The sequence below is a fragment of the Pseudonocardia sp. genome (genome assembly GCF_050250275.1).
GTDB lineage: Bacteria > Actinomycetota > Actinomycetes > Mycobacteriales > Pseudonocardiaceae > Pseudonocardia.
The window spans coordinates 226,895-238,872 of record NZ_JBFWOY010000003.1 but is presented as its reverse complement, the minus strand read 5'-3'; the positions used below and the strand labels follow the sequence as shown (position 1 = coordinate 238,872).

The window sequence follows — 11,978 nt, the reverse complement described above, 5'->3', positions numbered from 1 at the left end:
CCCGCACGGTCGCGGGCGACCGGGCACTGGTGATGGCCATCGTGAACCGCACCCCGGACTCGTTCTACGACCGTGGCGCCACGTTCTCCGACGACGCCGCGATGGCCGCCGTCGACCGCGCGGTCGCCGAGGGCGCCGACGTCATCGACATCGGCGGGGTCAAGGCGGGTCCGGGGCCCGACGTCGACGTGGACGAGGAGGTCCGCCGCGTCGTGCCGTTCGTGGTGGCCGTCCGCGACCGCCATCCCGACGTCGTGATCAGCGTCGACACGTGGCGGGGGGAGGTGGGGCGGCTCGCCGTCGCCGAGGGGGCCGACCTGCTCAACGACACCTGGAGCGGGACCGACCCCACCCTCGCCGAGGTCGCCGCCGCCACCGGCGCGGGCATCGTGTGCTCGCACACGGGCAAGGCGGTGCCGCGGCTGCGCCCGCACCGGGTGCGCTACGCCGACGTCGTCACCGACGTGATCGACGAGGTCACCGGGCAGGCGGAACGGCTCGTCGCGATGGGGGTGCCGCGCGAGGGCATCCTGGTCGACCCGACGCACGACTTCGGCAAGAACACCTATCACGGTCTCGCTCTGCTGCGCCGGCTCGACGAGCTGGTCGCGACGGGCTGGCCGGTGTTGATGGCGTTGTCCAACAAGGACTTCGTGGGGGAGACGCTCGGGGTGGCCGAGGTGACCGAGCGCCTCGAGGGCACGCTCGCGGCCACCGCGCTCGCCGCCGCGGCCGGCGCGCGGATGTTCCGGGCGCACGAGGTCGCGGCGACCCGGCGGGTCGTCGAGATGGTCGCGGCCATCGCCGGGACCCGGCCGCCGGCGCGCACGGTCAGGGCACTCGCATGACCGACTGGTTCGCCCGCCGCACCTGGCAGCGCCCGCCGTGGTCGGTCGAGGACCTGGTGGCGGCCAAGGCCGGACGCCGTGTCTCCGTCGTGCTGCCGGCCCTCGACGAGGAGGCCACCGTCGGCGGGGTCGTCGCGGCGATCGCGCCGCTCGCGGCGGGCCCGGACCCGCTGGTCGACGAGCTCGTCGTCATGGACTCCGGGTCGACCGACCGGACCGCGGCCGTGGCCGCGGCGGCGGGCGCCCGCGTCGTCGCCCGTGACGAGGTCCTCCCCGGGTTCGAGCCGGTGGGCGGGAAGGGCGAGGTCCTGTGGCGCTCGCTCGCCGCGACCGTCGGCGACGTCCTGTGCTTCATCGACTCCGACCTGGTCGACGTCGATCCCGGCTTCGTGCCCGCGCTGCTCGGGCCGCTGCTGGCCGAGGACGGCGTCGGCCTGGTCAAGGGCTTCTACCGGCGGCCGCTGCGCCTGGAGGTCGGCGACGCGCAGGCGCTGGACCACGGTGGTGGCCGCGTCACCGAGCTGGTGGCCCGGCCGCTGCTGGCGGCGCTGCGCCCGCCGCTGACGGCCGTCGTCCAGCCCCTCGGCGGGGAGTACGCGGCGACCCGCGAGCTGCTGGAGACGCTGCCCTTCGCCACCGACTACGGCGTGGAGATCGGGCTGCTCATCGACACCCTCGACGCCCGGGGTATGGACGCGATCGCGCAGGTCAACCTGGGTGTGCGCAAGCACCGCAACCGCTCGCTGCTGCAGCTCGGGGCGATGGCGCGCCAGATCACCGCGACGGCGCTGCGCCGTTCGGCCGCGCACGACAGCGGGGCGCCGCTCGTGCAGTTCGTGCAGGTCGACGGGGAGTGGGTCCCGCAGCCGCGGGAGATCACCGGGATCGAACGGCCGCCCATGAGGGAGGTGCGCGATGCCGTCCGTCGGGGGCCCGTGGTGTGATGGCCCACTATGGGAACCGCGCTGATCTACCTGCTGGTGGTCGTCGTGGTGGCCGCGGTGGTCTACGCGCTCGCGGTCGCGGTGTTCGGCCGTGGCGAGGAGCTGCCGCCGCTGCCCGAGGGGGAGACGCCGACGCGGCTGCCCGTCGGTCGCGTGTCGGGTGCCGACGTCCGCGCGCTGCGCATCCCGCAGGCCGTCCGCGGCTACCGGATGGTCGAGGTGGACTGGGTGCTCGACCGGCTGGCCGGTGAGGTGGAGCGGCTCGGCGCGGAGCGCGACGAGCTGGCGGCGCGGCTGCGCGCGGTCGGCGACCCGGTCCCGGCCGGTGACGGCGACGCGGCCGACACCCCGACCGGGGGATGGGTGCTGCCCGGGGGCGAGCGCCCGCCGGGACGGCACAGCCGCACCGCCGACGTCGCACCCGAGCGGGAGACCGGCCCGGCGGGCGACGCGGTGCCCGGGGCGGTGACCGCGACCGGGACCGACGCCGGGGGTGACACCGACCCCGACACCTCGGCCACCGCATGGCCGCCGCAGCCACCGGCCGACCCAGCAGAACGTGTCGACACCGGGGTGGACGGGAAGGCCGACGGGTCGTCGGTCGGCGTCGGCGGCCGCCGCCACGGTCTGCACCGCGCGCAGGAGCAGGCGTGAGCCGCGCGGAGCTCGTCGTCGAGCTCGACGTCGCCGCCCCCGCCGAACTGGTGTGGGACACCGTCATGGACTGGCCGCGCCAGGGCGACTGGATTCTCGCCACCCGCGTCGAGGTCACCGCGGGCGACGGGAGGTCCGTCGGGTCGCAGGTGAGCGCGGTGACGGGCGTCGGACCGCTGGGTGTCGTCGACACCATGGTGGTCACGGAGTGGACGGAGCAGCGGCCCGCCGGCCCGTTCCGGTGCGTGGTCGACCACACCGGGAAGGTCGTGCGCGGCGACGGCGTGTTCGAGGTCGTCGACCGCGGCCCGGGACGCTGCCGCTTCCGCTGGGTCGAGCGGCTCGACCTCCCGCTCGGCGCGCTGGGCCGCCTCGGCTGGCCGGTGGTGCGCCCGGCGATGCAGGCCGGCGTCGCGCACTCCATGCGGCGCATGGCCCGCGAGTGCGAGCAGCGCCATCGATCGGGGCCGGGGGCGTGACGGTCCCGGTCGCCGAACGGGGGCGGTGCGGGTGGGCCACGTCGGCACCCGACTACGTCGCCTACCACGACGACGAGTGGGGCACGCCGCTGCGCGGTGTCGCCGCGATGTACGAGCGGCTGAGCCTGGAAGGCTTCCAGTCGGGCCTGTCGTGGCTGGTCATCCTGCGCAAGCGGCCGACGTTCCGCGCCGCGTTCGAGGGTTTCGACCCGGCCGTGGTGGCCCGGTTCGGCGAGCCCGACGTGGAGCGGCTGCTGGGCGACCCGGGCATCGTCCGCAACCGTCGCAAGATCGAGGCGACGATCGCCAACGCCCGCGCGGTGCTCGATCTCGACACGCCCCTCGACGACCTGCTGTGGGGCTTCGCTCCCGACCCGGCGGCCCGGGAACGGCCGGTGACCCTGGCCGACGTCCCTGCCACCACCCCCGAGTCGGTGGCGATGGCCAAGGAGCTGAAGCGACGCGGGTTCCGGTTCGTCGGTCCGACGACGTGCTACGCGCTGATGCAGGCCACCGGGATCGTCGACGACCACGTCACGACGTGCTGGCGGGCCGGCGGGGCCTGACGGTCACGCGACGTCGCCGCGCGGTCGCGGACCGTCCGGTCCATTCGCGACAGAGGTGTCCGTCGTGGTCGGGGGAGGTGTGCGGTCGGCGCGCCCAGGCGCCGTTGATCGCTCCGGTTGTGCTCCCGACGGGGCCATGGGAGAGAATGAGGCGCAGCATCCCCGCCCGTGCGCTGCTCCCCATGCGCACCGGCCCTGGACGAGAGTGACGGAGGGAGCAGGAGATGGCGGCGATGAAGCCCCGGACCGGCGACGGTCCCCTCGAGGTGACCAAGGAGGGCCGGGGCATCGTGATGCGTGTACCGCTCGAGGGTGGTGGACGTCTCGTCGTGGAGATGACCCCTGACGAGGCGGCCGATCTGGGTGAGGCCCTGCGGGCAGCGTCCGGCTGATGCCGCCGTCCCCGGCGGCCTCGGTCCGCCGTCGGGGACGTGCCGGAGCCCGGGTCAGACCCGGGCGGCCACGGCGCATCGCGCCGGCAAGGTTCCGGGACCGTCGTGTCCCGAGGTCGACGCGACGGCGTCGACCGTCGTCGTGTGTGCGCCGAGCGTGATGAGCTCGATGGAGACCTCCCCGCAGGCGCACCGGCGGTAGCGCACCCAGCCCTCCGACGTCGAGTGCGTCGACAGCACCCGCGCCTCTGTTCCCGGCCGTCCACAACGCGTGCAGCGCGGTTCCACGCCCATCTCCTCTGTAATATGTGTCTTGAGTTCGTTCCTTACGAGTACAGGCTAGCAGGTGTAAGAGGCCAGTGGACTTCATCGGTTACAAAAGTGACGCGCTCGGCGCTGCCGTCGCGCTCGTGAACGCCGTGACCGCCGACCCGGACGGCGACGCCGACACCCCGCCCGAGCAGTCCGGCAGGCGGCTGCGCGACCTGCTCGTCGAGCACCGCTACCTCGCCGCCCGCGCCCCCGCCTCGGCCGAGCCCGCCCTGCGAGCCTGGGCGCGACGGCTGCGGACGGTCTTCGACGCCACCGGCCCCGCCGACGGCACCGCGCCGCCCCTCGAAGCCACCGCCGTCGCCGTCAACGCGCTGCTCGCCGACGTCCAGATCGGCCCGCACCTGTCCGACCACGACGGCCAGGGCTGGCACTTCCACTACGCACCGCCCGAGGCCTCACTCGTCGAACGGGTCCGGTCGACCACCGCGTTCGCCGTCGCGATGCTGGTGTCGGAGTACGGGGTCGACCGGCACGGGGTGTGCGCGGCCGAGGGCTGCCGGCGCGTCTACGCCGACACCTCCCGCAACGCCGCCCGCCGCTACTGCTCGCCCGCCTGCGCCAACCGCGCCGCCGTCGCCGCCCACCGCGCCCGCGCGAAGCTCAAGGCCGGGGGCACCTGAACCCCACCGGCCGACCGACCTCGGACCGGCGCCGGCGTCAGGGGCGCAGCGACCGGTAGATCGCGACGGTCCGCTCCGCCGCCTGCCCCCACGAGAACTCCCGCACCGCGCGATCCCGGCCCGCCGCGCCCATCGCCGTGGCCCGGCCGGGGTCGGCCAGCAGCTCGTTGACCGCCGACGCCAGGCCCGCCCGGAAGGTGCCGACGTCGTGCTCGTCGAAATGCACCAGCAGCCCCGTGCGGCCGTCGTCGACGACCTCGGGGATCCCGCCGACGTCGGACGCCACCACCGCCGTCCCGCACGCCATCGCCTCCAGGTTCACGATCCCCAGCGGCTCGTAGACCGACGGGCACACGAACACCGTCGCCGCCGAGAGCAGCTGGCGGATCTCCGTCGTGGCCATCATCCGGCGCACCCACACCACCCCGGGCCGCGCCTCCTGCAGCTCGGCGACGGCCTTCTCGGTCTCCTCGGCGATCTCCCGGGTGTCCGGGGCGCCCGCGCACAGCACGATCTGGGCGTCCTCGCTGATGGAGTGCGCCGCCGCGACCAGATGCCCCAGCCCCTTCTGTCGGGTGATCCGCCCGACGAACACCACACTCGGCCGGTCGGGATCCACCCCGGCGCCGACCACTGCGTCGCGGCGGGCGTCGGGCCGGTAGAACTCGGTGTCGATCCCGTTGTGCACCACGTGGACCCGGGACGGGTCGAGGCTCGGGTAGCAGTCGAGGACGTCGGTGCGCATGCCGTCGCTCACCGCGATGACGGCGTCGGCGGCCTCGTAGGCGGTGCGTTCCACCCACGACGACAGCCGGTAGCCGCCACCGAGCTGCTCGGCCTTCCACGGCCGCCGCGGCTCCAGGGAGTGCGCGGTCACCACGTGGGGCAGGTCGTAGAGCACCTTGGCCAGGTGCCCGGCCATGTTCGCGTACCAGGTGTGCGAGTGGGCGAGGTCGACGCCGTGCAGCGACGCGACCATCGACAGATCGACACCGATCGTCTGCAGGGCGGGGTTCGCCTCGGCCAGCGCGTCGGGCACCGGGTGGGCCCGCACCCCGGGGGCGTCGCGCGCCGGGTCCCCGAAACAGTGCACGTCGACGTCGACGAGCCCGCGCAGCGCGGGCACGAGGTGCTCGACGTGGACGCCGGCGCCACCGTAGACGTCGGGCGGGTACTCGCGGGTGAGCAGTCCGATGCGCACGAGCGCAGACGCTACTTGTTCGGTCACCGGGTGGCCGCGCTCGCTCCAGGGAGATCGCCGGGCGGTGACATGCGGGCGAACGCCAGGTTCCCGCGGTGGCCGGGCGGCGCCGCGGAGCACTAGGGTTCGCCCTGTGAGCGCGCACCTCCCGGCGGGACTCGGCTCCACCGGAACGAATGCCGACGCGGGAGTCGGGGTGGTCCGATGACCACGCCGCGCTTCAGCTCCGGCGCTGCAATGCTGCCGGCCAACGTCCTGGGAATCGTGCTCGCGGGTGGCGAGGGGAAGCGGCTGTGGCCGCTCACCGCCGACCGCGCCAAGCCGGCCGTACCGTTCGCCGGCAACTACCGGCTGATCGACTTCGTGCTGTCGAACCTGGTCAACGCGGGCCTGCACAAGCTGTGCGTCCTCACCCAGTACAAGTCGCACTCGCTCGACCGCCACATCTCCACGACCTGGCGGCTCTCCAGCGTGCTCGGGCAGTACATCACCACGGTGCCGGCGCAGCAGCGGCTCGGCCGCCGCTGGTACACCGGCAGCGCCGACGCGATCTTCCAGAGCCTCAACCTCGTCTACGACGAGCGCCCCGACTACATCGCGGTCTTCGGCGCCGACCACGTCTACCGCATGGACCCCGGCCAGATGATCGCCCAGCACATCGCGAGCGGTGCCGGCGTCACCGTCGCGGGGATCCGGGTGCCCCGCACCGAGGCCAAGGCCTTCGGCTGCATCAACTCCGACGCCGACGGCAAGATCCTCGAGTTCCTCGAGAAGCCGTCCGACCCGCCGTCGGTACCCGACGACCCCGACGTGACGTTCGCGTCCATGGGCAACTACGTGTTCACCACGGAGGCGCTGCTCGACGCGCTGCGTGCCGACGCCGAGGACGGCGACTCCGACCACGACATGGGCGGCGACATCATCCCGCGCCTCGTCGGGCAGGGCGACGCCGCGGTGTACGACTTCGCCGACAACGTCGTCCCCGGCGCGACCGACCGCGACTCCGGCTACTGGCGCGACGTCGGGACGCTCGACGCCTACTACGACGCCCACACCGACCTCGTCTCGGTGCACCCGATCTTCAACCTCTACAACGACCGCTGGCCCATCCGCACCTCCGTCACGACGTCGCTGCCGCCGGCCAAGTTCGTCGAGGGCGGCATCGCGCAGGACTCCGTCGTCGGCGCGGGCACGATCATCTCCGGGGCGATCGTGCGCCGCTCGGTGATCAGCCCGAACGTCCGCATCGAGGCGGGGGCGGAGGTGTCCGACTCGGTGGTCCTGCCGGGCGCCCACATCCGCCGCGGCGCGGTGGTGCGCGGCGCGATCCTCGACAAGAACGTCGAGGTACCCGAGGGCGCCCTCGTCGGTGTCGACCTGGCGCTCGACCGGGCCCGCTACACCGTCAGCCCGGGCGGCGTCGTCGTCCTCGGGAAGGGTGCGACCGCGCTGTAGCCCGCCCCCGGGCTCAGGGGCGTCGGGTCGCGCACAGCAGGCCCGCGCCCAGCGGCAGCAGCACCGGCACCAGCTGCGGGTCGTCCCGCACCAGATCCAGCGTCGAACGCACGGCGGCGACCTCCGGCCCGTCGCCCGTGGGCTGCTCCTGCACGCCGTGCAACGCCAGCACCCCGCCGGGGCGCAGCAGCCGGATCGCCTCGACGAGATGGCCGGGGTACTCGGTGCGCACCCCGTCGACGACGACGAGGTCGTAACCCCCGTCGGTCAGCCGCGGCAGCACCTCGCCCGCCAGCCCCACGATCAGCCGCAGCCGCGACGGCCCGTACCCGGCGTCGAGGAACGTGCGGCGGGCGGCACGCTGCTGCTCGGGGTCGACGTCCATCGACGTGAGCACACCGTCGGGCGCCATCCCGCGCAGCAGCCACAGCCCGCCCCAGCCGGTGCCCGTGCCGACCTCGACCACGGCCCGCGCGTTCACCGTGGCCGCGAGGAAGGCCAGGCCAGGACCCAGCCCGGCCACGGGTGGGTCGTCCCGCACGTCGGCGCGCGCGGGGTCGGGGCGGGTCATGGCGCGAAGGCTACCGAGGAGCGGGGACGAGACCGGCGCCACGGCCCGGCGGGTCGCTTTCACAGGTTCTTCTCAGACCGTTCTCACACCTCCTTCACGACATTGGGGAACTCTTGACGTGCAGGGTCGGGGTCGTCGACCCAGCCGCCGCCGGAAACCCGGGCCGAGCCCGGGAACGAACTCCCCCGGCGGGACGTTGAACCACTGCACGACCCGCTCCCTGGAGGCGCACCCACCGATGACCGACCGCCCGACCGCCGTGCAGGCAGGTTCCGCGACGACGACCCCCGAGTCGTCCGCGGTCGCCACCGTGCTGCCGGGGGACGGGGCCGACTGGACACCGCCGAGCTGGGACGAGATCGTCCGTGAGCACGGCGACCGGGTCTACCGCCTCGCCTACCGGCTGACAGGCAACCCGCACGATGCCGAGGACCTCACCCAGGAGACGTTCATCCGGGTGTTCCGCTCGCTCGCGTCCTACAAGCCAGGCACCTTCGAGGGCTGGCTGCACCGCATCACCACGAACCTGTTCCTCGACATGGTCCGCCGCCGCGCCCGGGTGCGCATGGAGGCCCTGCCCGACGACTCCGACCGCATCCCCGGCCAGGGTCCCGAGCCCGAGGTCGTGTTCTCCGAGACCCACCTCGACCCGCTGCTGCAGGCCGCGCTCGACGAGCTGGCCCCGGAGTTCCGCGCCGCCGTCGTGCTGTGCGACGTGGAGGGCCTGTCCTACGAGGAGATCGGCGCCACACTGGGTGTGAAGCTCGGTACCGTGCGGAGCAGGATCCACCGTGGGCGCGCCGCCCTGCGCAGCGCGCTCGAGCGGCGCCGTGCCGAGGCCGCCGAGCTCGACGCCCTGGTGGGCGTGCGGAACGGACTGACACTGGAGGCAGCGGGATGACCGACGCGCGCCGGCGCTTCTCGGTGAACGCACCCGACTGGGGCGAGGACCACCTCACCCTGGACGCGATCGTCGCCTTCACCGACGGAGAGCTCACGGCCGGCGCGCACGCCCGGGCGGCCACGCACATCGCGCAGTGTCCAGAGTGTGCCGACGAGGTCGTCGCCCAGGACCAGGCCAGCCTCATGCTGCGCTCGGCGAGCGCGCCCGCGATGCCGTCGTCGCTGCTGTCGTCGCTGCGGTCCATCCCGCTCGACGCCGACCTCCCCGAACCTCCCGCCGGGCTCGCGATGAGCGCCGACGGTCAGCTGGTCTCCGTCATGCGCCCCCTCGGAGGCGTCGTCACGGTGTCGCGCCCCGCCGCCCCCGAGGTCCGCCTCGGGCACGGCCGCAGGCTCCGGATCGGGGCGGGCGTCGCGGTCAGCGGGCTCGCGCTCGGCGCGTTGGCCCTCGCCGCGCCGTCGGCGTCGCTCGACATCCCGGCCGCCGCGGCGAACACCAACCCGGCCTCGCTCAGGTCCGTCGCCGGTGCGGCACCCGCGGCGTTCGACACCGCGCTCACCGGCCGCACCACGCCCGGCACCGGCGCACCGGCGGCCGACCCGACGCTCGCCGACCTGGGCGACGCCCAGGTCGCCCAGCAGCTCGACGGCATGGCGCCGTCGTTCCTGCCGCCGTCGCGCTGACCGCGACCGGCTACGCGGACTTCACCGCCGATCCGGCACTCTGAGGAGCGACCCACCCGCACGATCCCAGGAGCCGGCCGGCGATGACCGACGAGCACGACGGCGCCGCCGACCCACCTGCGGACGCGCCTGCTCCCGGAACGTCCGCCGTCGAAGGGTCCGGGCGCCACCACCGCGTCGAGCCCGCGGAGCCCGCCGGGGCGAGCCCGCCGCGGCTCACCCCGAAGCCGCTGGAACGCCCCGCGGTCGATCCCGGCGAGGAGCACGTCTTCGGCCGCCCCTCCGGTGTCGACGGCGGGTTCGCCGCCCAGCGCGACGGCGCGCCCGGCGGCAACGGCCGCGTCGTCACCACCGCGCCCCCGCCCGCCGCGCTCGCCGCCGCCTTCTCCCGCAGCCCCGGCGACGGCACCGACCTGCAACGCCCGCCCAGCCCCGCCGGGCCCGTCGGCGAACCGGGCGGCCCCGCGTTCTGGGACGACCCCGCCGCCCCCGCCGACACCGACCCCTGGCGCAACCCCGCGAGCCCGGTCCACCTCGGCGAACCCGCCCCCGGCGACGGCGAGCAACGACCCGCGCCCGGCCCCGGCGCCCGGCTCGGCGTCCGCGAACTGCTGTTCGGCCGCCGCGTCCACCCCCGCGCGCTGATCCTGCTCGCCGTCCTCGCACTGGCCGTCGGCGCGGTCGGCGGCATCGTCGGGCGGCTCACCGCCGACGGCGCCCAAGGCCTCACCGAACCCGGCGCCACCCTGACCTCGACGTCGGACTCCAAGGAACGCCCACCCGGCAGCGTCGCCGACATCGCGGCCCGCGTGCTGCCCGCCGTGGTGTCCATCGAGATCAAGGTCGGCGACCAGGGCGGCACCGGATCGGGCGTCGTCATCGACGCGGCCGGCTACGTCCTCACCAACAACCACGTCGTCTCACCGGCCGCGCAGGGCAACGGCGCCACCATCGAGGCCGTCTTCAGCAACGGCCAGCGCGTCCCGGCTCAGATCGTCGGCCGCGACCCCAAGACCGACCTCGCCGTCGTCAAGGTTGGCGTCGCCAACCCGACGGTCGCGCAGATCGGCTCGTCGTCCTCGCTCGCGGTCGGCGACGGGGTCCTCGCCATCGGCTCCCCGCTCGGCCTGGCAGGCACCGTCACCGACGGCATCGTCAGCGCCCTCAACCGGCCCGTCCGCCTCGACGGCGGCGGCAGCGACACCAACGCCGTCATCGACGCCATCCAGACCGACGCCGCCATCAACCCCGGCAACTCCGGTGGCCCCCTGGTCGACTCCACGGGCGCCGTCGTCGGCATCAACACCGCTATCCGCAGCCTCGGCCAGGGCGCCGAGGGCGGCTCGATCGGCCTCGGCTTCGCCATCCCCATCGACGACGCCCGCCGCATCGCCGAGGCCCTCATCCGCGACGGGTCGGTCAAACACGCCGAGCTCGGCGTCAACGCGAAGTCCGTCACCGACGGCACCACCGACGGCGCCCAGGTCCAGAACGTGGTCGCCGGCGGATCCGCTGCCGCGGCGGGCATCGTCGAGGGCGACGTCATCCTCAAGGTCGGGGAGCGCACCATCGCCGGCGCCGACGAGCTCGTCGTCGCCGTGCGGGAGCTGGCGCCCGGGCAGAGCGTGCCGATCGAGATCGTCCGCGACGGCCGCCCCCTCACGGTGACCGCGGTCCTGGCCTCGGACTGAGCTCCGCGTCGTCCGGGTAGCATCGCCGCTGTGTTCGACAGTGTCGGCTGGGGCGAGATCCTGGTGCTCGTCGTCGCCGGGCTGTTCATCCTCGGCCCCGAGCGGCTCCCCGGCGCCGCCGCCTGGCTGGGGCGCACCATCAAGCAGGTCCGCGAGTACGCGACCGGCGCCCGTGAGCAGCTGCAGAAGGAGCTCGGTCCGGAGTTCGACGAGCTGCGCAAGCCGCTCGAGGACCTCCGCGGCCTGCGCAACCTCAGCCCCCGCGCCGCGGTCACACGCACCTTGTTCGACGGCGAGGCCCCGAACTTCGGTGTCGACATGTCCAAGCCGCCCCTGCGCGGCGGCCTCGACACGACCGGGTCCGACGGCCGGGGCCCCGCCGCGAGCAACGGCAACGGCTCGGCCGCCCCCCGCCCCGCGGTCACCCCGCTCAGCCCCGGTGAGCGCCCCCCGATCGACCCCGACGCCACCTGACCCGGCCGCCCTGACCCCGCCGCCCCTGACCCCGCCGCCACCCGCGAACGTGTGACGAGCGCGGGCGTCGGCCCCTGAGGACACGTTCGTCGCGCGCGGTCCGGGGCTGCGGCGGCCGCGAGCGCCGGAGCCCGGCCCCCGCGTCGCACGGCGCCCGACCCAC

14 protein-coding genes are annotated in these 11,978 nt (G+C 74.5%); 12 read left to right on the top strand and 2 right to left on the bottom strand.

Annotated elements, in window-relative coordinates:
• Positions 1 to 32: 32 nt before the first annotated feature.
• The 7 genes from folP (at position 33) to AB7F12_RS04975 (ending at position 4,836) form a co-directional block, all read left to right on the top strand.
• Positions 33 to 848: a dihydropteroate synthase gene (gene folP / locus AB7F12_RS05005; protein WP_428501331.1), complete on the top strand. Its 816-nt coding sequence runs from the start codon at positions 33 to 35 to the stop codon at positions 846 to 848.
• The gene (locus AB7F12_RS05000; RefSeq protein WP_428501316.1) at positions 845 to 1,792 is read left to right on the top strand and encodes a glucosyl-3-phosphoglycerate synthase; all 948 of its coding nucleotides are present in this window, start codon (positions 845 to 847) and stop codon (positions 1,790 to 1,792) included. The genes folP and AB7F12_RS05000 overlap by 4 nt, the downstream gene beginning before the upstream one ends.
• Positions 1,793 to 1,801: 9 nt before the next feature.
• Positions 1,802 to 2,446 carry a DivIVA domain-containing protein gene (locus tag AB7F12_RS04995; protein ID WP_428501315.1) on the top strand — a complete coding sequence of 215 codons (645 nt, stop codon included), beginning with the start codon at positions 1,802 to 1,804 and terminating at the stop codon, positions 2,444 to 2,446.
• The gene (locus tag AB7F12_RS04990) at positions 2,443 to 2,925 is read left to right on the top strand and encodes an SRPBCC family protein (RefSeq protein ID WP_428501314.1); all 483 of its coding nucleotides are present in this window, start codon (positions 2,443 to 2,445) and stop codon (positions 2,923 to 2,925) included. Before AB7F12_RS04995 ends, AB7F12_RS04990 begins: the two co-directional genes overlap by 4 nt.
• Positions 2,922 to 3,491 (top strand): DNA-3-methyladenine glycosylase I, encoded by a 570-nt coding sequence (locus AB7F12_RS04985; RefSeq protein WP_428501313.1) that lies wholly within the window; start codon positions 2,922 to 2,924, stop codon positions 3,489 to 3,491. Before AB7F12_RS04990 ends, AB7F12_RS04985 begins: the two co-directional genes overlap by 4 nt.
• 224 nt (positions 3,492 to 3,715) lie before the next feature.
• Positions 3,716 to 3,883, top strand: coding sequence for a DUF3117 domain-containing protein (locus AB7F12_RS04980; RefSeq protein ID WP_428501312.1), 168 nt, complete (start codon positions 3,716 to 3,718; stop codon positions 3,881 to 3,883).
• Between the two features lie 359 nt (positions 3,884 to 4,242).
• Positions 4,243 to 4,836: a CGNR zinc finger domain-containing protein gene (locus AB7F12_RS04975; protein ID WP_428501310.1), complete on the top strand. Its 594-nt coding sequence runs from the start codon at positions 4,243 to 4,245 to the stop codon at positions 4,834 to 4,836.
• 37 nt (positions 4,837 to 4,873) lie between these two features.
• On the opposite strand, the gene glgA is transcribed toward AB7F12_RS04975, so the two are convergent.
• The gene (gene glgA / locus AB7F12_RS04970) at positions 4,874 to 6,037 is read right to left on the bottom strand and encodes a glycogen synthase (RefSeq protein WP_428501309.1); all 1,164 of its coding nucleotides are present in this window, start codon (positions 6,035 to 6,037) and stop codon (positions 4,874 to 4,876) included.
• Between the two features lie 204 nt (positions 6,038 to 6,241).
• On the opposite strand from glgA, the gene glgC reads away from it, so the two are divergent.
• Complete coding sequence (gene glgC / locus AB7F12_RS04965) at positions 6,242 to 7,492, top strand: glucose-1-phosphate adenylyltransferase (protein ID WP_428501308.1); 1,251 nt, start codon at positions 6,242 to 6,244, stop codon at positions 7,490 to 7,492.
• A gap of 13 nt (positions 7,493 to 7,505) precedes the next feature.
• On the opposite strand, the gene AB7F12_RS04960 is transcribed toward glgC, so the two are convergent.
• Positions 7,506 to 8,063, bottom strand: coding sequence for an O-methyltransferase (locus AB7F12_RS04960; RefSeq protein WP_428501307.1), 558 nt, complete (start codon positions 8,061 to 8,063; stop codon positions 7,506 to 7,508).
• Between the two features lie 238 nt (positions 8,064 to 8,301).
• On the opposite strand from AB7F12_RS04960, the gene sigE reads away from it, so the two are divergent.
• The 4 genes from sigE to tatB all read left to right on the top strand — a co-directional run bounded on the left by sigE (position 8,302) and on the right by tatB (position 11,815).
• Positions 8,302 to 8,964, top strand: a complete 663-nt coding sequence (gene sigE / locus AB7F12_RS04955) for an RNA polymerase sigma factor SigE (RefSeq protein WP_428502552.1) — start codon at positions 8,302 to 8,304, stop codon at positions 8,962 to 8,964.
• Complete coding sequence (locus tag AB7F12_RS04950; RefSeq protein WP_428502551.1) at positions 8,961 to 9,650, top strand: anti-sigma factor family protein; 690 nt, start codon at positions 8,961 to 8,963, stop codon at positions 9,648 to 9,650. The genes sigE and AB7F12_RS04950 overlap by 4 nt, the downstream gene beginning before the upstream one ends.
• 83 nt (positions 9,651 to 9,733) lie before the next feature.
• Positions 9,734 to 11,341, top strand: a complete 1,608-nt coding sequence (locus AB7F12_RS04945; RefSeq protein WP_428502550.1) for a trypsin-like peptidase domain-containing protein — start codon at positions 9,734 to 9,736, stop codon at positions 11,339 to 11,341.
• A 30-nt stretch (positions 11,342 to 11,371) separates the two neighbouring features.
• Complete coding sequence (gene tatB, locus AB7F12_RS04940) at positions 11,372 to 11,815, top strand: Sec-independent protein translocase protein TatB (RefSeq protein ID WP_428502549.1); 444 nt, start codon at positions 11,372 to 11,374, stop codon at positions 11,813 to 11,815.
• Positions 11,816 to 11,978: the final 163 nt, after the last annotated feature.

Bases quoted from the DNA above. Each gene is read 5' to 3' on its own strand.
- AB7F12_RS04980 (WP_428501312.1), top strand. From the start codon at position 3,716: ATGGCGGCGATGAAGCCCCGGACCGGCGACGGTCCCCTCGAGGTGACC.
- AB7F12_RS04945 (WP_428502550.1), top strand. From the start codon at position 9,734: ATGACCGACGAGCACGACGGCGCCGCCGACCCACCTGCGGACGCGCCT.
- sigE (WP_428502552.1), top strand. From the start codon at position 8,302: ATGACCGACCGCCCGACCGCCGTGCAGGCAGGTTCCGCGACGACGACC.
- AB7F12_RS04960 (WP_428501307.1), bottom strand. From the start codon at position 8,063: ATGACCCGCCCCGACCCCGCGCGCGCCGACGTGCGGGACGACCCACCC.
- AB7F12_RS04950 (WP_428502551.1), top strand. From the start codon at position 8,961: ATGACCGACGCGCGCCGGCGCTTCTCGGTGAACGCACCCGACTGGGGC.
- AB7F12_RS05000 (WP_428501316.1), top strand. From the start codon at position 845: ATGACCGACTGGTTCGCCCGCCGCACCTGGCAGCGCCCGCCGTGGTCG.
- AB7F12_RS04995 (WP_428501315.1), top strand. From the start codon at position 1,802: ATGGGAACCGCGCTGATCTACCTGCTGGTGGTCGTCGTGGTGGCCGCG.
- glgC (WP_428501308.1), top strand. From the start codon at position 6,242: ATGACCACGCCGCGCTTCAGCTCCGGCGCTGCAATGCTGCCGGCCAAC.
- folP (WP_428501331.1), top strand. From the start codon at position 33: ATGGCCATCGTGAACCGCACCCCGGACTCGTTCTACGACCGTGGCGCC.